Annotated in this window: 25 protein-coding genes and 1 pseudogene; 14 read left to right on the top strand and 12 right to left on the bottom strand. The window is 57.9% G+C overall.

Annotated features, from left to right (window positions below; translation table 11 throughout):
* Positions 1-48 precede the first annotated feature (48 nt).
* Complete coding sequence (locus tag GH769_RS07250; RefSeq protein WP_153649600.1) at positions 49-1758, top strand: polyurethanase; 1710 nt, start codon at positions 49-51, stop codon at positions 1756-1758.
* A gap of 207 nt (positions 1759-1965) precedes the next feature.
* Here the strand turns inward: GH769_RS07250 and GH769_RS07255 are convergent, their stop codons facing one another.
* On the bottom strand, positions 1966-3240 hold the full coding sequence (locus GH769_RS07255; protein ID WP_032903486.1) for a glycoside hydrolase family 68 protein: 1275 nt from the start codon (positions 3238-3240) through the stop codon (positions 1966-1968).
* A 205-nt stretch (positions 3241-3445) separates the two neighbouring features.
* A complete protein-coding gene (locus GH769_RS07260; protein WP_020303199.1) occupies positions 3446-4324 on the bottom strand; it encodes a LysR family transcriptional regulator in 879 nt (292 codons plus the stop codon).
* A gap of 155 nt (positions 4325-4479) precedes the next feature.
* On the opposite strand from GH769_RS07260, the gene GH769_RS07265 reads away from it, so the two are divergent.
* The 8 genes from GH769_RS07265 to GH769_RS07300 all read left to right on the top strand — a co-directional run bounded on the left by GH769_RS07265 (position 4480) and on the right by GH769_RS07300 (position 10425).
* Positions 4480-4905 carry a VOC family protein gene (locus GH769_RS07265; protein ID WP_014718007.1) on the top strand — a complete coding sequence of 142 codons (426 nt, stop codon included), beginning with the start codon at positions 4480-4482 and terminating at the stop codon, positions 4903-4905.
* Between the two features lie 112 nt (positions 4906-5017).
* Complete coding sequence (locus GH769_RS07270) at positions 5018-6223, top strand: cation:dicarboxylate symporter family transporter (protein ID WP_153649601.1); 1206 nt, start codon at positions 5018-5020, stop codon at positions 6221-6223.
* A 104-nt stretch (positions 6224-6327) separates the two neighbouring features.
* Positions 6328-6909, top strand: a complete 582-nt coding sequence (locus GH769_RS07275) for a TetR/AcrR family transcriptional regulator (RefSeq protein WP_020303201.1) — start codon at positions 6328-6330, stop codon at positions 6907-6909.
* A 56-nt stretch (positions 6910-6965) separates the two neighbouring features.
* Positions 6966-8093 (top strand): alkene reductase, encoded by a 1128-nt coding sequence (locus GH769_RS07280; protein ID WP_032903487.1) that lies wholly within the window; start codon positions 6966-6968, stop codon positions 8091-8093.
* A gap of 44 nt (positions 8094-8137) precedes the next feature.
* On the top strand, positions 8138-8881 hold the full coding sequence (locus GH769_RS07285) for an SDR family oxidoreductase (protein WP_032892370.1): 744 nt from the start codon (positions 8138-8140) through the stop codon (positions 8879-8881).
* Positions 8882-8973: 92 nt separating this feature from the next.
* Positions 8974-9360, top strand: coding sequence for a nuclear transport factor 2 family protein (locus GH769_RS07290; RefSeq protein ID WP_014718012.1), 387 nt, complete (start codon positions 8974-8976; stop codon positions 9358-9360).
* Positions 9361-9673: 313 nt separating this feature from the next.
* Positions 9674-9895, top strand: a complete 222-nt coding sequence (locus GH769_RS07295; protein WP_003190416.1) for a PLDc N-terminal domain-containing protein — start codon at positions 9674-9676, stop codon at positions 9893-9895.
* 14 nt (positions 9896-9909) lie between these two features.
* Positions 9910-10425 (top strand): hypothetical protein, encoded by a 516-nt coding sequence (locus GH769_RS07300; protein WP_032903488.1) that lies wholly within the window; start codon positions 9910-9912, stop codon positions 10423-10425.
* Between the two features lie 15 nt (positions 10426-10440).
* Here the strand turns inward: GH769_RS07300 and GH769_RS07305 are convergent, their stop codons facing one another.
* Positions 10441-14586 (bottom strand): CheR family methyltransferase, encoded by a 4146-nt coding sequence (locus GH769_RS07305; RefSeq protein ID WP_108538450.1) that lies wholly within the window; start codon positions 14584-14586, stop codon positions 10441-10443.
* A 308-nt stretch (positions 14587-14894) separates the two neighbouring features.
* Here GH769_RS07305 and GH769_RS07310 point away from each other — a divergent pair, with 308 nt between their 5' ends.
* Complete coding sequence (locus GH769_RS07310) at positions 14895-15752, top strand: SDR family oxidoreductase (protein ID WP_014718015.1); 858 nt, start codon at positions 14895-14897, stop codon at positions 15750-15752.
* A gap of 258 nt (positions 15753-16010) precedes the next feature.
* Here GH769_RS07310 and GH769_RS07315 read toward each other — a convergent pair whose 3' ends face one another.
* From GH769_RS07315 to GH769_RS07335, 5 genes are all read right to left on the bottom strand, one after another.
* Positions 16011-16250 carry a hypothetical protein gene (locus GH769_RS07315; protein ID WP_019821471.1) on the bottom strand — a complete coding sequence of 80 codons (240 nt, stop codon included), beginning with the start codon at positions 16248-16250 and terminating at the stop codon, positions 16011-16013.
* Positions 16247-16504: a DUF6555 family protein gene (locus GH769_RS07320; protein WP_003190423.1), complete on the bottom strand. Its 258-nt coding sequence runs from the start codon at positions 16502-16504 to the stop codon at positions 16247-16249. Before GH769_RS07320 ends, GH769_RS07315 begins: the two co-directional genes overlap by 4 nt.
* Before the next feature lie 102 nt (positions 16505-16606).
* Positions 16607-16888 (bottom strand): hypothetical protein, encoded by a 282-nt coding sequence (locus GH769_RS07325; protein WP_020303208.1) that lies wholly within the window; start codon positions 16886-16888, stop codon positions 16607-16609.
* A gap of 173 nt (positions 16889-17061) precedes the next feature.
* Positions 17062-18351 (bottom strand): SDR family oxidoreductase, encoded by a 1290-nt coding sequence (locus GH769_RS07330; protein ID WP_032903514.1) that lies wholly within the window; start codon positions 18349-18351, stop codon positions 17062-17064.
* A gap of 81 nt (positions 18352-18432) precedes the next feature.
* Positions 18433-19197, bottom strand: coding sequence for an OBAP family protein (locus GH769_RS07335; RefSeq protein WP_014718018.1), 765 nt, complete (start codon positions 19195-19197; stop codon positions 18433-18435).
* Positions 19198-19389: 192 nt separating this feature from the next.
* Between GH769_RS07335 and GH769_RS07340 the strand changes: the two are divergent.
* Positions 19390-20451, top strand: a pseudogene (locus GH769_RS07340) (M28 family peptidase).
* Positions 20452-20483: 32 nt separating this feature from the next.
* On the opposite strand, the gene GH769_RS07345 reads toward GH769_RS07340, so the two are convergent.
* A complete protein-coding gene (locus GH769_RS07345; protein ID WP_014718020.1) occupies positions 20484-20882 on the bottom strand; it encodes a low affinity iron permease family protein in 399 nt (132 codons plus the stop codon).
* Between the two features lie 122 nt (positions 20883-21004).
* Between GH769_RS07345 and GH769_RS07350 the strand changes: the two genes are divergently transcribed.
* Complete coding sequence (locus GH769_RS07350) at positions 21005-21505, top strand: CinA family protein (protein WP_019821476.1); 501 nt, start codon at positions 21005-21007, stop codon at positions 21503-21505.
* Positions 21506-21524: 19 nt separating this feature from the next.
* On the opposite strand, the gene GH769_RS07355 is transcribed toward GH769_RS07350, so the two are convergent.
* The 3 genes from GH769_RS07355 to GH769_RS07365 all read right to left on the bottom strand — a co-directional run bounded on the left by GH769_RS07355 (position 21525) and on the right by GH769_RS07365 (position 22494).
* Positions 21525-21803, bottom strand: a complete 279-nt coding sequence (locus tag GH769_RS07355) for a hypothetical protein (protein WP_020303212.1) — start codon at positions 21801-21803, stop codon at positions 21525-21527.
* 5 nt (positions 21804-21808) lie between these two features.
* Entirely contained in the window at positions 21809-22063 is a 255-nt protein-coding gene (locus GH769_RS07360; protein WP_003190434.1) for a hypothetical protein, read from the bottom strand.
* Between the two features lie 248 nt (positions 22064-22311).
* Complete coding sequence (locus tag GH769_RS07365; RefSeq protein WP_003190457.1) at positions 22312-22494, bottom strand: general stress protein; 183 nt, start codon at positions 22492-22494, stop codon at positions 22312-22314.
* A 321-nt stretch (positions 22495-22815) separates the two neighbouring features.
* Here GH769_RS07365 and GH769_RS07370 point away from each other — a divergent pair, with 321 nt between their 5' ends.
* Together GH769_RS07370 and GH769_RS07375 are read left to right on the top strand one after the other, a co-directional pair.
* Positions 22816-23046: a hypothetical protein gene (locus GH769_RS07370; protein ID WP_032903490.1), complete on the top strand. Its 231-nt coding sequence runs from the start codon at positions 22816-22818 to the stop codon at positions 23044-23046.
* Positions 23047-23211: 165 nt separating this feature from the next.
* Complete coding sequence (locus GH769_RS07375; RefSeq protein WP_014718025.1) at positions 23212-24096, top strand: manganese catalase family protein; 885 nt, start codon at positions 23212-23214, stop codon at positions 24094-24096.
* Positions 24097-24158: the final 62 nt, after the last annotated feature.

Genomic DNA, 24158 nt, shown 5'->3' on the forward strand with positions numbered 1-24158 from the left:
ATCCGAATCGAGGCCATCTGGCACGTCATCTGAAAAGGGACCAAGGGCATGGGCGTTTTCGATTACAAGGGCATGAAGGGCGACCCCGCCAAGGCGCTGCTGAGCAACGCCTTGGCTTTATCCGAGTACGCGTATGACTCCACCGGCCAACCCCTGGCAACCGGTGGCTGGGCGCCTATCGGTGCGCAGGCCCTGGGCGTGACGCAGCATGTGGACAAGCAAGGCACCTTCTGGGGCGAGACAGCCTTGGCCCCTTCGGCCAACGTCGAGATTCTGGGGCAGTACGATGGGCTTGGCAGGCTGATCGCCATGGGGATTGCCTTTCGTGGCACGTCCTTTGGCTTGACCTGGGATGGCGCGGGCGACGTGGCCAGCGACCTGGCGGCCGCAGCACTGCCTGGATACGCCGCCAATTACGCCAAGTTCGCCTTCAGCGCCTTGCTCGAAAACGTCGCTCGTTACGCCGCGAGCCAGGGCTTGAGCGGCAAGGATATCCTGGTCACCGGCCATAGCCTCGGCGCACTGGGCGCCAACAGCCTGGCGACCTTGAGCCACGATCACTGGGGCGGCTTTTATCAGGGTGCCAACTACGTAACCTTTGCCTCACCCGCTCAACGCTCGGGTGATACCCCGGTGTTGAATATTGGCTATGAAAATGACCCGGTGTTCAAAGCCATTGATGGCAAAGGCATCAATACCTCGGCACTCTTCTGGGGCAACGACCGGGGCTGGGATGCGGCCGCCAACAACCTCGTCAGTTTTACCGATAATTACGCGTCGTTCTCGGCACATTTACCTAATAGTCTGAATTGGGGCGTGGCCAAGGCTCACTCCCTGGACGGTTACATCCAAGGTTTGGGGCGTATCGCGTCCTCCAAGTTCTACGACCTGACCAGCAAGGATTCGACCATCGTGGTCTCCAGCCTGACCGAGGCTGCGCGTGAAACCACCTGGGTACAAGACCTGAACCGTTACGCTGAAAAACACACTGGCAATACCTTCATCCTCGGCACCGAGGGCAACGACCTGCTCAAGGGCGGTGTCGGCAACGACTTCCTGGAAGGCAGCGCCGGTCATGATCGTTTTCGCGATGATGGCGGCTACAACATCCTGCTGGGCGGGCAGGGCGATAACGTCTTCGAACTGCACAAGCCACTGGCCAGCTTCGGCTTTGCCAACGATGGCGATGGCACGCTCTACATCAACGACGCCTATGGCGGCATCAGTATGACCCGCGATATCGGTGCATTGGTGAGCCAAGAGCAGTCCTACATCATGTGGAATTCAATCCCCTGGGGCACCCACGACGTCACCTATAACGTAACCGGCCAAGGCCTGCTGGCCGGCACAGCCTTGACGCCCTACACGGCCTCTGCCAACGGCGATGCGCAGGACAATGTCCTCACCGCTCATGCTGCGGGGGAATGGTTGTTCGGTCTGGGCGGCGACGATCATTTGATCGGTGGGCAGGGTAATAATGTGTTCGTCGGCGGGGCGGGCAATGACCTGATGGTGTCGGGCGGGGGCAGCAACACTTTCCTGTTCAACGGCCTCTTTGGCAATGATCGGGTCGAGGGCTACCAGGCCAGCGATAAGCTGGTGTTCATGGGGATTCCTGACCTGGGCCAGCAATACGATTACCGTTCCCATGTCTCGATGTTCGAGGACAATGCGCTGTTGTCCTTTGGCGACAACTCGGTGACGTTGGTTGGCGTGAACATGACTCAACTCAATGGTGCAGGCATTTATATTTCCTGAATACCCACACAATGGGCTGTTGAACCTGTGGCGAGTGAGCTTGCTCCCGTGACGGCCCCTCAGCCGACACATACCTACCTGACGCCCCACGGACCAAAATGTGGGAGCTGGCTTGCCTGCGATGGCGGCTGTCAGACCGCTACGGGAGCAGCGGATATCTACCGCGGGTTTGTCATCGAGCTCAAACCCGCTACCTCATAGCCTCCGTTACTTGAGCGTAACGTCGAGCATCGGCGGGATGTAACCGTAGTCATACTCGGCGACCACGAACGTTTGCTGCCCTTTGATCTTGATGCCCACCGTCGGTGCTTCGGTGCCGCCGATACGGATCTGCGTGCCGGTGTCGTCGGTCGGTACGCTGTCGATGAAGGAGGTCACCAGGCCGTTGGGCATGACGCAGTGCGAGTAGGTCTGAAACGGTTGGGAGGACGGGTTGCCCAGTACCAGGCCAGAGCCGTTCAACGGCACATACGGGCCGAACAGCGAATCGGCGACGAAGCCGTATACCCCGTCCGGGCCGGTTACACCGTCGGCGTAGGTGAAGGTGTGGCTGATGGTGAACAGGTAGTACTTGCCGTCCTGGAACACAAAGTGCGGGCGTTCGGTCTGGTCGTTGACGCCGACCGCGGTCAGCAGCGGTGGCAGCATTTCCCAGTCGTCACCGTCTTCGTCGCGGGCCACGGCGATCCCGACGCAGGCGGTCTGGAAGCGCGAGTTGCCGACCTCTTCATAGCCGGGTGGCACGTCGCCGATTTCGGCGTTACCGACCTTGTGCGAGCCGCGTTCGCCGGCCACGTTGCCTTCGAACAGCATGTACAGCTTGCCGTCTTTCGGGTCGCGAAACGGCCATGGATCGCGAAAGCCCCAGAAGGCGTTTTGCGCTTCGGTCTGGTACATCTTGCCGTCCGCCTCGAACAGCGGCTTGACCTTTTCGAAGCCCACCAGGCTGACGCCATGCTCGGTGGTCACCACGCGGCCACGCACCTTGACGATGGTCGCGCCGGGCGTGACGGCGGTGTAGTACAGGTCCACTTCGCCTTGTTCGTTCAGCAGGATCGGTGTGCCAGCCCATTCGCGCACGGTGGGTGAAACCCCTTCAGCCATCACTCGGCCGCCGAGCTTCCAGTCTTTGCCAGTGCGAGAGAACCAGTAGTACATCTTTGCCCGGCCATGGCGATCGTTCCAGTCGCGGATGACGTCGTAGTTGCCATTCTGATCGAGGTATTGCGGGTCGTTCGGATGGCGATCCGCAGTGAGGGTGAAGATCACCGACCAGCCGTCAACGGAGGTGATGTTGCCGTCGATATCACGCAGCGGCATGGTGTCCCAGATAAAAACCTCGTCACTCAATACCGGGAAGTTCGCACTGACCAGTGGCTGGGTGGTGGTGGGGTCGTCCGCACGCACTTTAAGCGCATCGGCTCGGGTCCACAGGCTGGGTTGATGGGGTGTTTTGCCAAATTTCGAAGGGGTGCTTTTCATAGGAAACCTCGTCCATGTAGGGATTCAAGTCACTGTATTTATATACAGTGATTCGAATTTAAAAGACTCGGATCTGTGGGTCAAGGATAAAAATGCATTTATGCATTTTTTGAGTTTTTCATTTAGCTGATACGTTTCACCTTGTCCCGTTTACAGAAGTTATTCCGTTGGCGTGGCGCAGTGATGGCCATGAGCGAGAGGGTGGTTAGTTCAAGCCACGCATGAACTGGTCACTGATCAGGTCAGCCAGCATCCGCACGGGTTCGGTAAGGCTTTGGCGAGAACGGTGTATGAGTCCGATATCCCGGTGAAAGGTGTGTATGCCCAGATCGAGTGCTCGAACACCCATAGGCCACTCCGGATCTCTGCACGTTTGCGGCACCAATGCGACGCCTACGCCCTTTTTGACTAATTGAAGGATGGCCTCCAGCTCATCCAGTTCGCACACCTCATGCAGCGTGAAATGCATCTGCCGCACAAAACGATCAACCTGCCTGCCGCCGAACGATGAGCGGTCATAGCGAATGAAAGGATGGCTGGACAGCAGCGCCGACCAGTCTTCACCGGGCACTTCGCTCGGTACTATTAGCCGGTAGGGCTCCCGCGCCAGCGTCGTCCAGTGCAGGTCACTCTGAAGCGAGAAGGGTGGGCGAATGATGGTGGCCATGTCGATCTCGCCAGCGTCGACGAGGTTGACCAATTCCATCGACAGCCCTGGAATGACTCGCGTGCGACATTGCGGGCATTGCTGGTGAAACCTGGCCAGCGATTCGGGCAAATATGAGCGCTGCACCGACGCGATTGCGCCGATAGTCACCCGCTCGTGGGTGGGTTGTCCCATCGTCGAGGAACCCAGGTTGTCGTAAAGATTGAGCAGCTCCTGAGCTTGCAAGAGTACTTGGTGGCCCATTCTATTGAGATGCGCAGAGCGTCCCTTTCTGTCGAAAATTTCGACGCCCAGTTCAGCTTCGAGGCGCTGGATTTGCGCGCTCACAGCGGCCTGGGTCAGGCCGATTCTGTTGCCGGCAGCGGCAAAAGTGCCTTCCCGCGCAACAGCGATGAGTGTCTTGAGTTCTTTGATCATTCATAAATATTAATTGTGTTTCTAAGAAATATATATTGATTTTTATGTTGGGTTTTCCGTCCTACGATGTTTTCCATTCCCGCCAACGGCTGAGCCAAGCGAGGCAATGACGGGGGAATGTTCGCCAAACCCACAAAAAAAGCACTGGAGATCTGATGAGCCTCTCGCCATTCCACCTCGCAATACCTGTTTACGACCTGGCTTCAACACGGACCTTCTACGGTGAGGTTTTTGGTTTAGAAGAAGGGCGGTCCAGCACTCAATGGGTCGATTTCAATTTCTATGGTCATCAACTGGTGATTCACGAGCATCCCAAAACCGCCTCTCAAGAAAGTGTTCATAGCAATCCGGTCGATGGTCATGATGTTCCTGTTCCGCACTTCGGCATCATTCTGGGTTGGGAGCAATGGGAAGCGCTGGCCGAGCGACTGAAGTCGTTTGGTACCGAATTTGTGATCGAACCGTACATTCGTTTCAAAGGTCAGGTTGGCGAGCAAGCCACCATGTTCCTGTTTGATCCTTGCGGCAATGCTCTTGAATTCAAGGCGTTCAAGGATATGGGCCAGCTCTTCGCGAAATAAGAACACCCATGGCACAGCTGAGCTGTGCCATGGGGGCTCACGTGAGCTGCAAGCTCATGACTCTAGCAACTGCTGATAACGCAGACCTTTCATACCAACAAGAAGGCTAGACATGAAACGTATTCCCTTGGTGTGGCAAATCGTTGCCGGGCTGTTGCTTGGCGTGCTTGTCGGTTGGTACTTCAATACCCATCCGCACTATCAGGCATGGGTCAGCGTGCAGGTTCTGAAACCGCTTGGTGACATCTTTATCAAGATGATGAAGATGGTCGTTGTGCCAATCGTGTTCTGCTGCATGATTCTGGGCATTGCCGGTGGCCCAGACAGCAAGTCATTTGGCCGCATGGGTGTGCGCTCGCTCGGTTATTTCTTTGCGATTACCGCGCTGGCCGTCGTCATAGGCTTGTGTTTCGCAAATCTCTTCGAACCGGGAACAGGTACCGATATTTCCGGTGTTTCGCACGGTGCCGCATCCATCACGCTGGAGCCGCCGAAAGGAGCGCTGGTAATATTGCAGAACATTGTGCCCGATAACGTATTGGCTGCGATGTCCGAGGGGAAATTGCTGTCGGTGTTGTTTTTTGCCGTGCTGTTCGGCTTGGCATTGAACGCCTTGCCGAAAGAGAAAAACGCACCGGTCATCGCACTGCTTCAAAGTGTTTGCGATGCGATGTTCAAGGTTGTCTCCATGGTTATGGCTTATGCGCCTGTGGGTGTGTTCGGCATGATCGGCGCGACCGTGGCGACGTTTGGTTTCGCTTCTTTGTTGCCATTGCTCAAGTTGATTGGTGTTGTGTACCTGGCGCTGATTGTTTTTGCGTTGGTGGTACTTGGCGGTATTTGTTACTTGATAGGCGAAAACATTTTCAAGTTGATCGGGTACTTGCGCGATGAGTTGATGCTCGCCTTCTCAAGTGCCGCCTCAGCCGCAGTGATGCCGCAGTTGATGACAAAGATGGAAAGTTACGGCGTGCCGCGTCGGATCGTCAGCTTCGTGGTGCCGGTGGGGTATGCGTTCAACCTCGATGGTGCGTCGATTTTTCTTGGGGTGGCGACGATCTTTGTCGCGCAACTCCATGGCATCGACCTGTCGTTATCCCAGCAGATCCTGTTGGTGGTGACCATGGTGCTGACTTCCAAGGGCGCAGCAGGTCTTCCACTGGAAGGCGTCGCGTTGATCGCTGGCATTTTCAGGATCATCGACAGTGGTACCACTACGTTGAACGTGTTGGGCAATGCCATTGCGCCGTTAGTCATCGCCAAGTGGGAAAAGGTCGAGCTCAGACCTTCAACGGATTATCCAGCCGCACGGGTCTAGTCGTTTGCAGGAGCAACGATAGGCGAGAACGCAGGAGGTCATTCGTCAGGTATTGCTAATGTTTTGTAGACGACCGGTCTAGTTTTGGATAGGCTCTCGTCATTATGAAAAAATCTAATCTGGACATGCGACAGCACATCATCGATGTAGCGAAGACACTGATGACCCACAAGGGCTATACCGCCGTCGGTCTTATGGAAGTATTGACGACGGCGGGCGTGCCCAAGGGCTCGTTTTATCACTACTTCCGCTCCAAGGAGGAGTTCGGCCAGGCACTACTGGAAGAGTATTTCCAAGAGTATATCGGTCGGGTAGACATCGTCATGGCAGCGCAAGGGACTGGCGCCGAGCGGCTGATTGGCTACCTGAGTTACTGGGCGAAGACACAGGCGTTCGATCATCCCGAGGAGAAATGCCTGGTGGTGAAACTCGGCGCAGAAGTGTGTGACCTCTCGGAGGACATGCGCAGCGTACTTGAAGAGGGCACCGCACTGATTATCCAGAGGATCACCCGGTGTGTTGAACAGGGGATGGCCGATGGCTCCATCACGTCGACCCAGAACGCCGAGACATTGGCTGAATCGTTGTATCAACTGTGGCTTGGGGCTTCACTGTTAGTGAAGGTGCGAAACACAACGGCTGCTTTCGAAACAGCGCTGAACACGAGTAAGCGCCTGCTGGCATAGGGGCGTTTTTTTTTACCACTTTACTAGACGACCGGTCTAATTTATCGAGAGGCTTTATGACCGATATCACCACGGATACCGACCTTTTTTCTCCCATGCATCTGGGGGCGCTGCAATTGGCTAACCGGATAGTCATGGCGCCCGTCACACGTAGCCGGATGGCCGACGACGGTGTGCCAAATGAAATGCACGCCACTTACTACGCTCAACGTGCCAGTGCCGGCTTGATCATTGCCGAAGCGACGAACATTTCTGCCCAAGGACGTGGCTATGCCATGACTCCGGGAATCTGGTCGCAAGAACAGGTGGCCGGCTGGAAAAAGGTCACCGACGCAGTGCACGCGGCGGGCGGCAAAATTGTCAGTCAGTTGTGGCACGTGGGACGTTTTTCCAGTGTCGAGTTGCAACCCAACGGCGAAGCGCCGGTAGCGCCTTCGGCGATCAAGGCTGAAGGTAGCACCTACACCGAAAATGGCTTTGTCGAGGTGTCGACGCCTCGTGCGCTGCAAACCTCGGAGATCCCAGGGATCATCGAGCAATACAAGCGGGCCGCCGAGAACGCCAAGCGAGCCGGTTTTGATGGCGTAGAAGTGCATTCGGCCAACAGCTATCTGCTCGATCAATTCCTGCGTGATTCCACGAACAAACGCACCGATCAATACGGTGGCTCCATTGAGAACCGGGTGCGACTGACCTTGGAAGTCACCGAAGCCGTGGTTTCGATATGGGGTAACGACCGTGTCGGTATTCGCCTTTCACCGGTGACCCCTGATGCCGGTAATACGCCTCCTGACAGCAATGTCATGGCGACTTATGGCTACCTGATCCAGCAGCTCAATCAATTGAACCTGGCGTACCTGCATTTTGTTGAGGGCGCCACGGCGACCTCCCGCACCGTGCCCGAAGGCGTGGACCTGGATGCACTGAGTGCCCAGTTTGAAGGGCCATTCATAGGCAATAACAACTATGACCTGGCGATGGCAATCGAACGCCGGGCGCAGGGCCGGATCGATGCGGTTGCATTTGGTCGCTTGTTCATTTCCAACCCCGACCTCGTCGAGCGTCTGCGTCGCGGTATTGAGCTGACCATCGCTCCACGCGAGAGTTACTACGGCGGGGGTGCAAAAGGTTACATCGATTGGCCAACCGCTGACGCCTCACTAGCAAGGTCCCGCGCTAATTAAGGCGCAGGCGTCGCAATAGCAGTCATTGCAAAAAGGTATTGAACATGAATTACCTGCAAAACAAGGTAGTCATCGTCACGGGCGCATCCTCAGGCATCGGCGCGGCAACCACCCGGGCGCTGGTAGCGCAAGGTGCGCGTGTGGTTGCCGCCGCCCTTGATGAAGAGGCGTTGGAGTCTTTCGTCGCTGACCTGCGCGAGGCCGCAAGTGAGGTGGTCGCGTTTACTACTGATGTGACTCAACCGGATCAAACCCAGGCACTTGCCAGGTTTGCCCGTGAAACATACGGCGCCATCGACATTCTGGTGAACAACGCTGGCCTGATGCTTTTTTCCCGTTGGGTTGATCTGGCCGTGCAGGATTGGGAAAAGATGATCGATGTGAACATCAAGGGTTACCTCAACATGACGGCTGCAGTATTGCCGTTCATGTTGGAACAGAAGTCCGGGCAGATTCTCAATATGGACTCTGTTGCAGGGCATCAGGTAGGGCCGTCTGCGGGTGTCTACAGTGCGACCAAGTTTTTCGTCCAGGCCATGACCGAGTCCATGCGCAAAGAACTTGGCGTGCAGCACGGTATTCGCGTTAACACGATCAGCCCTGGCGTCATCAATACAGGGTGGGCGGACAAGGTCAGTGATCCGCAGGGGCGCAAGGCTGCCCAGGCGCTGAACCGGATTGCTATTGGGCCTGACGATGTCGCCCGTGCAGTGATTTACGCGCTCAACCAGCCGGAAAACGTCACCGTCAATGACTTGATCATCTCGCCGACGCGCCAGGATTGGTAGCGGGCGGCGGTCATTGACTCATTCAGCAAGACCCCTCGGCTATGTCAGGCGAGCGGTGTGGCATCTCATCCCCCATGAAAGGAAAAACAAGCATGTCGAAGAATATCAAGGCAGTACCCACCCACGAGTACGACGCTGTCATCGCCACAGCCAATCAGTACGTGGAAGGTCTGCGTACCGGTAATGCTCAAAGCGTTGCACAAGCCTTCCATCAAGACGCAGTGATGTATGGGTTCACCAATGGCGAGTTGCTCGGCGGCCCGATCAACAAGCTGTTTGATTTCGTTGCGAAGAACGGCGGCGCACCCCAAATCACCACTCGCCTTGACGTATTGGCAATTACGCCGAGCACCGCAGTAGTACGTGTCGATATGGAAAACGATGCGATTGGCGCCGATTACAACGACTACCTGACACTGATCAAAATTGAGGGTGTCTGGAAGGTGATTGCCAAGGTGTATCACCAGTTCGACGCGTAAGCATCAACCGATCCCGGCACCCCTGATGTCGGGATCGCCGGGCTGTCTATTCAAAGGGTCATACGATGCCAATGGTTGAATTCTCCGCTGTTTTGAACGCCGTGCACAACGCGCCTGAAGCGTGATGAAGAAGTTTGGTGAGACCCAGCAATGGCACCCTGCGATTGTCAAAAGCAGCCTCGAAGACGGCGAGTCCGATGGGGCTGTTGGGTGTCTGCTTGCTCAGTGGCGATGAGTCCAACGGTAGGCCCTTAAAAATAATGAACCCTGCCTGCGCCTGTGCACCCAAAGTTACATAACCTGGAGGTGCATCATGCAAACCACTTACTTCTGGATAGGCCTGGCAGTGATCCTCGTACTGCTTGATGCGTGGATCATCAACAGCATCTGGCGCAGCGATAACGCCTCGGCGAGCAAGGCAGGCTGGAGTGCGGTAGTCGTGGTCCTGCCGTTCCTGGGCGCCGCAATATGGGCGATTGCCGGCCCAAGGGGTGTCACCAAGGGGCCGTCTTCTCCCGAGCACAGCAAGGGCTGAGTCCGGGCCGCGCTATGAACAACCCAGACCCCGACGACTTACAGAGCCGCAACTACCCGGTACCGGAAGATATGGCCTTGCAGCGCAAGGTCTGGCGCTTTGAAAGGGTGGGTTGGTACGCGCTGCTGGTGCTGATGGGGCTGAGCCTGGCGGGCCTGTTTTCCAGCGGGCCGCTGAGCACCCGCCAAGTGCGCAGTGCCGATGGACAGTTGCGCGTGGAGTACCAACGCTTTTTGCGCAATGGCGCCTCCGATGGGCTGGTGGTTCATCTGCAAGGCAAGGCCCAAGAACCCCTGGAGGTCGAGTTGAGCGGTGAACTGCTGCGCGGCTTCAATATCGAGATGCTGCAGCCTCAGCCGCTCAAGGCCAGGGCGGCCGGGGAGGGTGTAAGCGTCTGGATGCTGAGTGACAGTGCTGGCCAGGCCGTGCTGTACCTGACCTTGCGCAGCGACACGGTGGGCAGCGTGGATACCCAGGTGTCGCGACCCACAGGGGCGTCCGTGCGCTTTTCTCAGTTTATTTACCCTTGACCGTCAGCCCCGACCCTAACGGCGTGAGCTGCACAGTTTTTCGATCAAGGAGATCAACGAATCATGGCCCACGGGCTTGCTGACATGCGCATTAAAGCCTGATTCAGTCGCCTTTTTCTGGTCATTGCCTGCGCCGTAGCCGGTCAATGCAATGGCGGGAGCCTGTCGAAGGTGGCCTACTTTACGCAGCTTCTGCATCAGCTCATGGCCATTCATTTTAGGCATGCCGATGTCCGAAATAATCACGTCGTACTGGGCATCCCGGGCTGTTTCAAGTGCGCTTAACGGGTCGCTGAAGGCGCTCACTTGGGCGCCTTCCATTTCCAGCAGCATGTTCAGCACCTCAAGCACTTCGGCTGAGTCATCGACCAGTAAAACCTTGAGGCCATTGAGGCGCTGATCTTCGTGCTGGGTAGCGCCGCTATCCAGCAGATGATTCTGTTGTTCGCACAGCGGCAACCAGATCGAGAAGGTGCAACCAAAGCCCAGCCCTCGCGAGTGCACACTCACCGAACCACCATGGGCCTCCACCAACTGCCGTACCAGCGACAAGCCAATGCCCAGGCCTTCACGCTGGTGGGTCTGGTGCTGGTTTTCCGCTTGCCCGAACAGGTCGAAGATTTTCTCCAGGCTGTCTGCGGCCAGGCCTGCGCCGCTGTCGATGACATCCAGTTGTGCGCGCCCGTCCGTTCGACTGACTACCAACTGCACCTGGCCGTCCTCGGGAGTGAATTTCAGGGCATTGTTGACCAGGTTCCAGATCACTTGCTCGATGCGCGTCGGGTCTACGTCAACGATCAACGGGCCCGGCACCGAAGGGGTTTGAAGGCTGACCTGGCGACGATGACCGTCGGCAAGCACCACGCTATGAATGTCCTTGAGGGTGCGAATCAGGTCGATCGGTTGCTTTTTCAGCTTCAGCTTGCCCGTGCGAACCCGGGCGACATCCAGCAGGTCGTCAATGATCCGCGCCTGGCTGGACACCGCTTCGCAGATGGTATTGACCGCCTTGATGGCCGGGCCCGCGACCTTGGTGGCGGGCAGGCGTCGCAACAGTTCGGCGTTCAGCTGGATCAGGTTCAACGGGTGCTTGAGTTCGTGGGACATCACCGCGAAGAACTCATCCTTGAGGTGGCTGTTGGTCTGGGTTTCCTTCAAACGCTGACTCTGTTCATCCTGGGTGCGCTTGTGGCCGGTGAGGTCGCGGGCAATCTTGACGTAGCCGCGCAAACTGCTGCTCTTGAGCTGGGTGACCTCGCCGCTGCAATAGAAGCGGCTGCCGTCCTTGCGCACATGCCAGCGTTCATCTTCGCCACGCCCATGTTCGCGGGCGGTGCGCAGTTCTTTCTCCGGCACGCCAGCGGTGCGGTCTTCCGGGGAGAAAATCAGATCGTAGTAAGCGCCCAGCACCTCGTCCTTGGTGTAGCCGAAGATCAGTTCGGCACCGGTGTTCCAGTCGGTGATGGCGCCATGGTCATCGAGGATGATGATGGCAAAGTCATGGGTGCTCTCGGCGACCAGGCGCATGCGCTCCTCGCCCAGGCGCAGTTCCTCTTCGGCCTGACGTCGCTTGGTGATATCAATGAAGGTCAGCACGGTGCCATCAATGTGATCTTCGCTGGAGCGGTAGGGCAGCAACCGCGCAATGTACCAGCGGTCGTCGTTGCTGCTGATTTCCCGCTCGATCATGCTCAGGGACTCAAACACGGTGGCGGCGTCTTCGGTCATTTGCGGGTAATTGAGGCGGTGGGTGATGTCCAGCAACGAGCGCCCGGTGTCCACCGGCAGCATGCTGAAAATATCCGTGGCCCGTGGCGTGAACCAGCGAATGCGCATGTTGCGGTCGACGAAGACCGTGGCGATGTCGGTGGACGCGATCAGGTTGGTCAGGTAATCGTTGACCTTGTCCGTCTCTTCCACCTTGGTCTTGAGCTCGAAATTGACGGTCAGCAGTTCTTCATTGATCGACTGCAACTCTTCCTTGCTGGTTTCCAACTCCTCGGTGGCCGAGCGCAGTTCTTCGTTGACGGCCTGCATTTCTTCGTTGGAGGCCTTGAGTTCCTCGCTGGAGACTTCCGCCTGTTCGATGGTGTCCTGCAAGTGCAACTTGGTGCGTTGCAGCTCGCGCTCCAGGTTGCTCATGATCGCGTTTTCGGCCTGGGTGACCGTGTCGATGTCGGGCAGCAACGGGTCGACGGCGGTTTCCTGGAAGATCACCAGCACGTAGTCGTTTTCGGTCGCTTCATCGCGGTAGGGGCGGGCGCTGATGTCCACCAGGAAGGGGCCTTGCTCGCGTTGGATGCGGATCTTGCGCGAAGACACCGGGCTATTCGATTGCTGGACCTGAAACAAGGTGGTGCGGATATCGAGGCGTAAATCGGGATGCACCAACGTCAGCAGGTTGTGCGTCACCTCGCCGGCCACGTAGCGCAGGAATCGACCTGCGCCTTCGCTCATGTGCAGGATATCGGCCTGCATATTCACGATGACGCTGGGCGGCGCGGCTTTTTCCAGGGCGCGCAGATGGATGTCTGCGAACGAGACCTTGCTGGGCGCCTTGGTTTCAATCGCCAGCGTCGTGGCGCTCGGGCGCAGATAGCCGCCTCGCGGCATGGTCGGGGCGCGACGCACGGCGGACGAGCCGGCACGCACTCTGAAAATGCGGTTGCGCTTGTCCACCGGTACAAACAGGTCCAGGCAGCCGTCGGCCGACTCCGAGGAGCCGAGGAACAGGTAGCCACCGGGACGCAACGCGAAGTGGAACATTTGCAGGATGTCGCGTTGCACTTCGCGGTCCAGGTAGATCAACAGGTTGCGGCACACGATCAGGTCGATCTGCGAGAACGGTGGGTCGGCCAACAGGCTGTGTTTGGCGAACAGCACCTTTTCGCGAATTTCCTTGCGCACCCGGTAGTGCTGGTTCTTCTCCTTGGCAAAGTACTGGCGCAACCGTTGAGGCGGTACGTCGGTGATGATCGCTTCGGGGTACACGCCGTTGCGGCCATGGGTAATGGCCCGCTCATCTATATCGGTGGCAAACACCTGCATCTTTGCACCGCTGGCGTCCAGCGCCAGTTGCTCGGCCACCAGCATCGCCAGGCTGTAGGCCTCTTCGCCGGTGGAGCAACCCGCCGACCAGATGCGCACCTCCTCACGGTGCGGCACGCTGTCTTCCAGTGACTTCACCAGGTTGGGGATCACGTCCCGCTCAAGGGCTTCGAAGGCCTCGCGGTCGCGGAAGAAGTTGGTCACGCCAATCAGCATGTCGCCCAGCAACGCCTTGGTTTCGTCCGGGTTGGCCTGGAGGAAGTTGTAATAGGTGGCCAGGTCGGGTTGAGCCGTGACCTGCAAGCGCCGCTCGATACGACGCAACACCGTGGCGCGTTTGTAATGCTTGAAGTCATGCCCGGTACTGGCGCGCAACTGGATCAGAATATCCAGCAACAGCTGCTCGGCCACGGCGGCATCGCGTTCGGAGCTGGGTGGGATGGTCTTGATCTCAGGATCGTTGGCGGTGGGCAGCACAATCGACTGGGCATTGCGCCACAGTTCCAGCAGCTTTTGCGGCATTTCCACCACCGGCAGCACCAGATCGACCATCTGGGTTTCGATGGCCGCCAGCGGCATGCCATCGTACTCGGCGTCTTCCGGCGCCTGTACCAGGGTGATACCGCCTTGTTCTTTGATCCGCGACAGCCCCACCGCACCGTCTGAGCCGGTACCAGACAGGATCAGGCAAAACGCGCGTTCTTTATGGGTGTCTGCCAGGTCGCGAAAAAACAGGTCGATGGCAATGTGCGATCCACCTTCGCGCACGGCAGGCGAGACCGCCAGGTAACCATCGTTCATCTTCAAGAGCTGCGCCGGGGAGATGACGTACACGTGATTCTTTTCGATGGGCGTGGCGTCATTGACCTGCGACACCGGCATGCGGGTCGTTTCCTGGATGATCTTGTCTGCCACGCTTTGATGGTCGGGCGAAAGATGCAGGACCACCACGAAGGCCATGTCGCAGTCTTTGGGCATGTGCTCGAAGAACGCTTTCACGGCTTGCAGCCCGCCCGCCGAGGCACCGATACCCACCACCGGGAAATTCAAGTTACTGGGGGTCAGATCTTTGCGTTGCGGAACGTTGGGGGACCGCGGGGGGGCAGACTTCATAAATACCAACCTTGGATAACGGCGCACAGGAAGACGGGTGTAGAGGGAAGAACTTGAACAACGTGGGCGAGGGCTGAACCGACAGTGAAATATAGCTGAAAACCTGCTGCCAACAAAAAAAGCCTTGAAGCCACCCGGTCATTCGACGGACCACTTACTGCCGGTTGAGGCACGCAACCTGCGGAAGGTTTAATCAAACTGACGAGTGGCCATCGCGGTTGCACGGTTATCCGATTTTCTGAAAATCCGTCTGAACTTCGCTTCCTGGCGAACCCTCGCAAAGAGAAACCCACCCAGGAGACGTTCTGATGAACAGCTATCCAAAACCACCCTTCAACGCCCAGCAACAGCCCGTACCCGGTGAGCAGCGCAAGATGGACCCGATGCCCGATTGCGGTGAGCAGTCATACCAAGGCTCGGGCCGGCTCGCCAATAAAATCGCCTTGGTCACCGGGGCCGACAGCGGCATCGGACGGGCCGTGGCCATTGCCTTCGCACGTGAAGGCGCGGACGTGGCGGTGTCGTATCTGGATGAACATGAAGACGCCAAGGAGACCGCACGCTGGGTCGAGGCGGCGGGTCGTCAATGCCTGTTACTGCCCGGCGACCTGGGCGATGCGGCGCAGTGCACGGCCATCGTCAACGACACCGTGGAGAAGTTCGGCCGCATCGATGTGCTGGTCAACAACGCAGCGTTCCAGATGACCTATCAATCGCTGGAAGACATCCCCGACGAGGACTGGGTGAAAACCTTCAACGTCAACATCACCGCGATGTTTCGCATCTGCAAGGCCGCGCTGCCGCATATGGCCGAAGGCAGTTCGATCATCAACACCAGCTCGGTCAACTCCGATATGCCCAACCCCAGCCTGTTGCCCTATGCGGCCACCAAGGGCGCGATTGCCAACTTCACCGCCGGCCTGGCGCAGATGCTCGGCGAGCGGGGGATTCGCGTCAACAGCGTGGCACCCGGGCCTATCTGGACGCCGTTGATCGTCTCGACGATGACGCCGGACATGGTGAAAAACTTTGGCGGCAACACCCCATTGGGACGCCCAGGCCAGCCAGTGGAAGTGGCGCCGATCTATGTGCTGCTGGCGTCGGATGAAGGCAGCTACATCTCCGGCGAACGCTACGGCGTGACGGGTGGCAAGCCGATACTTTGATCAGTGATTGAGGAGGGCGGTATGAGCGAAGCCTCGAAGCACCACGAGCCGAATCCTTCTGAGCGCAAGGTGCGCCCGCCGGCGGCTAAGCGAAACGATAAATCGCAGGCACCGGCAGGCGGACAACAGGCAAAGGAGCAAGGCGGTGTTGCTCCCGGAGGGCCTTCGACAGACCCTGAGTCAGGGGCGTGAACGCGAGGGGATATACACTCGGCCTGACATCCTGATGGGTTGTCAGGCCGCTATCGCAGGCTGACGTTATTTGCGCTTGGAACGATGAATTCGCATCCACTCCCGATAGGCCACTGTACGCTGCGCATCCGCACGTTTCTTCGCCTCGGTAAACCGCGCCCACGTCTGCGCATCGCCGCTGTAGGACTCAATAATCTCGTACGCCAACGCGTCCAATCGATCCGCTTCGAAGAACATCTCGGCGTTTCGCGTGACCTCGTCGTCCCGCCTGTTTGTAGTTGTGTAACCAAGAGTCTGACTGTTCATCCTCTGAGGCCCTCCGCCCATTGAATCTGTGCCGCGCCACTCCAGCGCACCTGGGTAATGCCGTATTTCTCCGCCATCGGTTTGGACACACGCTTGAACGTGTGTTGCCCAAATTTGGGGATCACCGCCACACCAGCGTCACAACTGGCCCAATGCCAAGCCTCGGCATTGTCCATGCGCGGTGCGCGCACGATGAAGGACTTGGGCTCGCCATGCAGCTGGTACTCGATAGTGAATAGGTCGTTGTGTTTCATGAGGCCTCCTTGATACTCATGAACTACAGATATTTGACGTCAAAAATAATTCAAATAAGTTGTCCGACAATTCGATGACTGGGCGCAAGGCATGGATGAAGCCTAATCATCTACCGTAAAGGTGACCCATCCAGGCCCATCGGCCGGGCGTTGCAGTTCGGCGATGACACCGCTGACGGAGGATCCGTCGGGCAAATTGACGGTGATAAAGTTGGGATTGCCAGGCCAATCCATTGGCGTGTCAAAGTCCAGGCGCGCGATGGTCGGTTTACCGCTACTGGTCATTTGAATGTTTTTTGATTCGTTAAGGCGTTCATCTGAGGGTGTTCCAAGATGGCGCGAGGCAGTGATGACACTGGCAATACCTTGGTAGTCGTAAGACATGCTGGGTTACCTCATGTAAAGGGAACAACGAAGATCAAATGTGGGAGCGGGCTTGCTCGCGAAAGCGGTGGATCAGTCACATCAATGTTTAATGGACCGACGCCTTCGCGAGCAAGCCCGCTCCCACAGAGGAGTTGTGCTTGACTGGCTGCTATTCGGGGTTCGCCCCGTTTTCATTTGTGACGAGCCGAATATTTGCGCGCAACGACAACGCCGCCCACTAGCAGCGCTGCGCCTATTGCAACCATCCCATAGGGCGTACGGCGGGTTTGCCGCCAGCCGCCTTCGACACGACGTTCGCCGCTTGCCGGGGTGTAGAGGTTGCCCGTAGAGGTCGCGGCGCGCTGGCTGCGCTCCAGGCCGAGGCGGGTGAGCCAACCGGATAACCGGGCAAAGCCGGGCAGCAAAAAATGCGCGACGCGGGCCACGGTGGCAGCGCTGCCTACCGTGGTGCTGTCCCTCGGTTGCAGCGCACAGGCCACCATCGCTTGCGCGACTTTATGTGGGTCGTAGACCGGTGGCGGTGGCGTCAACTCGTGGCCGGTAAAATTGCCGCCATCGCGAAAGCCCGGTGTGTCCATCACGGCGGGATAGATGTCGCACACATGAATATCCGGGTAGTCAGTCAGCTCGCCGCGCAGTGCCTCAGTCAGGCCGCGCAGGCCGTATTTACTGGCCGAGTAGGCGACGGCATAGGGCTGGGCTACCCAACTGCCCAGCGACAAGGTGTTGATCAGAGTGCCGCGGTGCTGGGCTTTGAAATAGGGCCACGCCACGTGGGCGCCGCGCAGGTACCCGAGCAGGTCGGTTTGCAGCACCTGTTCGTGGGCTTCCAGGGGCGTGTCCTCGAAACTGCCGACGGCGCCTACTCCGGCATTGTTGATCCAGATATCGATGCGGCCATTGCCGAAGGCCGCCGCTTGTTCGGCAAGGGCGCGCATCTGGTCGCCCTGGGTTACATCGGTTTTAACGGCGATGGCCTCGGCGCCACGCGCAGCGCATTCCTCGACGACCTCTCCCAAGGCCTTTTCATCTCGGGCCGCCAATACCAAGCGGGTACTTTGCTCGGCAAAGGCGTGAGCAGCCGCGCGACCAATGCCACTGGAGGCGCCGGTGATCACCACGGTCTTGCCGTGCAGTTTCCCCTTGGCCTGCATGACGCCAGGCGAATCCTCGGGCACGTGGACGGGCACGGGGTGCAGTTGCAGGCGGGTACCGTCAGTCAGTACCAGGGTCAGGTTCTCGAGGGTGCCAGCGACGCGGTCGGGAAATACCGGTTCGCCTGTGGCGTCGAGCTCATCATAGATAAACGTCTGGCCCTCAAGCCATCCGACTGCTGTCATCAGTTCAGGGCCCAGGTAGTACTTTCCGTCCAGGAAAAACCCGCTGAAGTTCGGTGTGCGCTCCAGGTTTTCCACGGCGTATCGCTCGCCAGGCCTCATTCCGGTTGCGGTATCAATCATCATGACATCCTCCTTTGGCTGGTCTTGGGGTAGAGAAGGGCCCGCAAATGATCGTTCAATCCAAATGACTGAATGGCGGTGTCAATGTTGATGGGCCTTCAGGGTCGGGTCGGCGATCTGGATAACCGTGCCCTGGCGCCATGCGTCCGCGCCGGGCGCGATGGGCGGCGCGGGGATATCGGCACGCGTCTTTTTCTTGTCGGCACTGTCGATGCCCAGTCGTTTATCTCGTTCGGCGACCATACGCGGGTCAGCCTGGCCGTCTGCGGTAAACCCCATCATCAACTGAGGCACGCCTAACGGCAGGCGTTTATCCAGATCGGTATGCCAGGTGTGCCAGGTCTTGCCGTAGGTGTGCACCAGCTTCTCCATCAGCGCATGTTCCGCCGCCTCAGGAATGCCCGGCGCGACCAGTTGCCCTGACTTCACTTCATGCACATGGCTATGCCACAACGCCTTTTCAGGCGCGGGCAGCGTGTTGAACTGCGCCTCGCTGATGATGTACTCCACGCCCATCAACTTGGCATCCTTGCGGTTGCCGTCGTAGATCACACACTGGATGACCTCCTCGTTGAGGATTGCGCAGTAGTGATGGGCTTCCATTTGCACATCGGGATGGCCGTTGTAGAAGTGAAAACCGTCCAGGTAGGCGTTCAGGGCATCAATCGGTGGGCGTGATTGCAGCAGGGCGGCGCCGGCTTCCAGCGTTCGGGTCGAAGGCGTTGTCGGCTTCCCAGGTGCCTCGACATTCGAAGGTGAGTTGTTGCCAGCGCAGGCGCTGAGCAGGGACAGCGCAACTGCGGCGGATAGGGATTTTGTCACTCGATGGGTTGGGGTGTCAGTCATGGTCGGCTGCCTCCTGTTGCCGGTGTGGTCACATTCGATGATCTGCTTCAGGGCTGATCCTGTTCTCGTTGGAAAGACGCGCGTACGGGGCGTTCAAAATGCTTTGAGTTGAACACTCACTCATTCATCAGGTCGTTTTTTATAGAGGCGCTGACAGCGCAATTGCTTACCTGCCAGTGAGGTGTTCATCCCATGCACAAGACTGAAAATCGAGCGTCGACGCTGCTTACCCAATTGCTCCGGGCACGCGGGCCGGGCGGTCAGGAAGACGAGGTGCGCGCCATTTGCCTGGAAAGCCTGACGCCGTTGTGCGATGAGGCCTGGGTCGATCGGGCGGGTAATGTGGTGGGTTTGATCAAGGGCAAGCACAACGATGCCGAGCCTGCCGGTGCGGTTAAAGTCATGGCACATATGGATGAAATCGCCATGGTGGTTAAACGCGTCGAGGCGGATGGCACGTTGCGGGTGACGGCGCTGGGTGGGGCCAACCCGGTCAACTTTGGCGTGTGCCCGGTGGATATCCTGGGGGACGCACGCATCCTTCCTGGCGTGCTGTCCTTTGGCTCGATGCACGCCACCAGTAATACGGCACAAGGGGCTGATGTGCTCTCGGGCGATGTGCACTGGAACGACGTTCATGTGATCACGCGATGCACTGCCCAGGCATTGTGCGGGTACGGCATTCGGCCCGGAAGCCGTGTGGTGCTGAGCCGTCATTGGCGTGAGCCCTTCCAAGTGGGCGATGCCATTGCCGCGCATTTTCTGGATGACCGCGCCCCGATTGCTGCCGTTCTGCATACAGCCCAGCTGCTGGCTTCGCGCCGGGAGGCGTTGGCCAGGGATGTCTATCTGGTATTCACCACGCTCGAAGAGTAGTGCAATGCCGGGGCAATGTATGCCGCGTCGACGCTACCCGGCGACACCACCATCGCGGTGGAGGTGGGGCCGGTCATGCAGGAATACGGCACGCGCCTGGCCGTCGACCCGATCATCAATACGGGGGACCAGAAAGGCTATTACACCCGGGCGGTGGTCAACGACCTGGCGGCTGCCGCAGAGCGCTGCGGCTACAGCCCCCAATATGCGCTGTTGGTGGATTTCGCTTCGGATGCCAGTGCGGTCATGAGTAACGGGACCTGCGCCCGCGCCGGCTGCCTGGCCATTCCAACGGAAAATACCCATGGTTATGAATTGATTCTGGATGGGGCGGTGCAGGCCTGTGCCGCGACATTGGCCGAGTACCTTGCAGCCTGATAGACGGTGCAAGGTACGCTGACCGGTGGGGCTCAGATTGGGCCGCTTGGAGAATCTGTCTCCTGCCTGATTTCATCGGCCGCATTGGGTTGCCCCAGCTTGCTGTATTGCTCGCGCAATTTTTGCAACTCACGCGACCCAAGCTTATCCAGGCTTAACGCCGCATTGTGAGCTTCTTTGGTGGCACGAATCAGCTCGTCCAGTTTCAGATGAAGAATATCGTTGTCACGGTTCTGGGTATTCTGGATCAGGAACACCATCAGGAAGGTGATGATGGTAGTGGAGGTGTTGATGATTAACTGCCAGGTGTCGTTGTAATGAAAGTAAGGCCCGGTGAGCGCCCAAACAGCAATCAAGCTGACGGCTGTCAGAAAGGTTTTTGAGCTGCCCGCCTGGTTGGAGAGTTTTTGGCAGAATTTCGCGAACTTCATGGTGCTGTCTCCTGGGGGATGTTCCTCTGTAGACCCCAGCAGAATTTCGAAATTCTTTTTTACAAATCGTTTTTTTTGACAAAAATCAATGAGCAAATCCCTCTTGCACAGGAGCACTCAGCATGTCGGTCGCTGCTTCTATCGTTGAATACCTCAAGCACCATCAGTTGGTCATCACGACGGCGGAGTCGTGTACCGCAGGCAAGATCATCACCTTGCTTTCGCAGGTCGACGGCAGCGGTTCGTGGATCGAAAGCGGGTACGTGGTGTATTCGCCAGAAGCGAAACAGCGGCTGTTGAACGTGCGTCGCTATACCATCGATACCTTCAATCTCACCAGCTGTGAGGTCGCCCAGGAAATGGCCCAAGGCGCGCTGCGCGACAGCCCCGCTGATGTGGCGGTCGCCACCACTGGCCTGCTGGGGCCGGATGGAATTGATGGCATTCCCCCAGGCACTGTCTGTTTTGCCTGGGCCTATCGAAACGGCGGGGCACTGAGTGTGTTCAGTCGCAAGGAACGCTTTATGGGTTCTCGTGAGCAGGTGCAGTTGGCCGCGTCTCTTCATGCATTGAAATGGCTGCCGCATTTTCACCAACGGGCGATGGCCGGTGAACGCGCCTAATGCTGCCAAGTGCGCGCGTTTACGGCTGCGGTTCGATGTCCATCAGCAAGTCGCCGTTGGTCAAGGATTCAGCCTCCTGCACCACGCCACGATAGGCCTGACCATTCCATTCAAAGCTAATCCAGTGGGCCTTCGGCAATAGCTTTGGCCATGGCGGTGCAAGCCGCAACTGCACGCCGGGCGCAGTGCGCACAAGTTGCCCCATGCATTCGCTGGCGAGCGTGTTCACACCGAACAGCGTGTCATGCAGGTATTGAATGTTGACCGGTTGCAGCGTTGCGTCAGTAGCGTCTGGCATATCTGTTACCCCACCGATGACAGCCAGAAAGACTGTCTGGCGATGACCATTTCTTCACGTATTTCCCGCACAAGCCGGTTGATCCCCGAAACACCGTGGTAGTGGGCGCGGTTGATGTTGGCGATGGTGAATTGGTCCATACCGTGCGCCGTTACAGTGACTGAAAGGCTGCCGTCCGGGTTGAGCGCGCACTTGACCGCGCACTTGGGAAGGCGAGCGGACAGGGCCGTTTCGATTTCGGCTTTCGTTAACGTATCCATGAGTTCACCGCATAAAGGACTCAGCGCGGTAAGGCTAGCTCATAATGACGGGGCGTAAATACTGGCAAGGTGATAGCTTTGTAAGAAGGGTCGTCCACAACTTTGCGTCGAAAGCCTCTACTTGAAACTTGGGCTGAAGGTTCGCTCGTTGTTAAATCAAGCGGGCAGGATGAGGGGGGATTATAAGGTGTAGCCTGTTCAAACTATTGGGTTTGAAGGGGCAGCCAGGCTGCCCCTCCCACCGTTACTCAAGAACCCGACTTCCGACCGCCGCCATGGCTGTGCTGCCCACCTTTACGGCCGGCTTCCGAGGCTTTTTCACGGTCGTTGGCGAAGTTGCCGCCCGACGCCTGGCCGCCTTTTTTACCGGCTTCGGAGGCTTTTTCGCGATCATTGGCAAAGTTGCCCGGGTTTTTATTACCTGTAGTCATGATAGTTCTCCAGTCGCTAAGTTTGCGTTTCGTTAGTTGGCCGTTTCGCAACGGACACTTATTCCGATATTGGCTTTTTGAAAAATGTTTTACCGATTTTTCTAACCGGCGACGAACGGTAATTTGGTTGAAAAAAGTTATACAAAGATGCGGTTGATGCGCCGCTTCGTATAACTTTTATTGCCGGCCAGCGCTTTGATATTAATCAGATCGAAACGGCTGGTTTAGTTAGCGGTCCTGCCATTCGTCTTTTTCGTCGCACTCTAAAAAAGGGTGTGGTTCCAAAGAGGTTCCTAACCTGTGAACGGGAGCTTTTCAGCCATGAAACACAACCCATCCAACCCACAGTACCGGCCGCTCGAGCATCCAGACGCACCCAATGAAGACGGTTGCGTCATCGGCACTGCCGGGCGCGACGAAGACCCCAACGCGACTACCGATTGGGACCATCCCGACAGCGCCGCAACACCCGCTGACGCCACCATCAAACCCGCCAGCGGTACGCCCGGCATCGACGCCGTGCCCGAGTCGGAAAACCACGGCGCCGATTGAGAGAACTGCGCTACAAGTGCCGTTTCGCTTGGCCTGCAGCGCATTACCGCTGGTCGTGAGGCGTCGGTTTATTTTGAAATTTTCCACGCGCAGGCCACTTCCCATGCAAGGTAGGCGCGCATTCCAGCAGGGCGCCTTTTTCCGTAAGCCTGAGGAGATTTGTTCATGTTTCTACATAACAAGCGACTTCAATACACCGTCCGCGTCGCCGAGCCCAATCCGGGCCTGGCCAACCTTTTGCTCGAGCAGTTTGGCGGCGCCCAAGGTGAGTTGGCCGCCGCGTCCCGTTACTTCACCCAAGCCTTGGCGGAAGACGATCCGGGGCGCAAAGATTTGCTGATGGACATCGCCACCGAAGAACTCAGCCATCTGGAGATCGTCGGCTCCATAATCGTCATGCTCAACAAGGGCGCCAAGGGGCGAATGGCCGAAGGCGTGGAAGAGGAGGGCGAGTTGTATCGTGCCCTCAATGGCGCCGGCAATGACTCGCATATCACCAGCCTGCTGTACGGGGCGGGTTCGCCTTTGACCAACTCTGCCGGCGTGCCGTGGACCGCCGCCTACATCGACACTATTGGTGAACCCACCGCAGACATGCGCTCGAATATCGCCGCCGAAGCCCGGGCCAAAATTGTCTATGAGCGGTTGATGAACGTCACCGATGACCCGGGTGTAAAAGATGCGCTGGGTTTTTTGATGACGCGGGAAATCGCTCACCAGATATCCTTCGAAAAAGCGCTGCATGCGATCCAGCCGAATTTTCCCCAGGGCAAGTTGCCGGGCAAACCGGAGTTCACCCAGGTGTACTTCAACATGTCCCAAGGCGCGGAGAACCTGCGCGGGCCCTGGAACCAGGGTGACGGTTGGGAGTTTGTGGAAAACCCACAACCGGCGGTCGATGGCGGTGACGGCACCGCCAGCGTGCAGTTGGACGCCGACGATGAAGCGGTGCTGAGCGCGATGAAAATCCGCACGCTCTCGGACCCCACCAGCGACCCCACCACCGGCGCTGACCTGGGGGCGGGCCTCAAGCCCAAGCCCGACCTTTGATTGAGAACAGCCGCACGCTGAAGGGCGTGCGGTGCTTTCGACTTTCTTGACGAGGACAACGA

It is taken from the genome of Pseudomonas sp. CFSAN084952 (assembly GCF_009648855.1).
Lineage (GTDB): Bacteria > Pseudomonadota > Gammaproteobacteria > Pseudomonadales > Pseudomonadaceae > Aquipseudomonas > Aquipseudomonas paracarnis.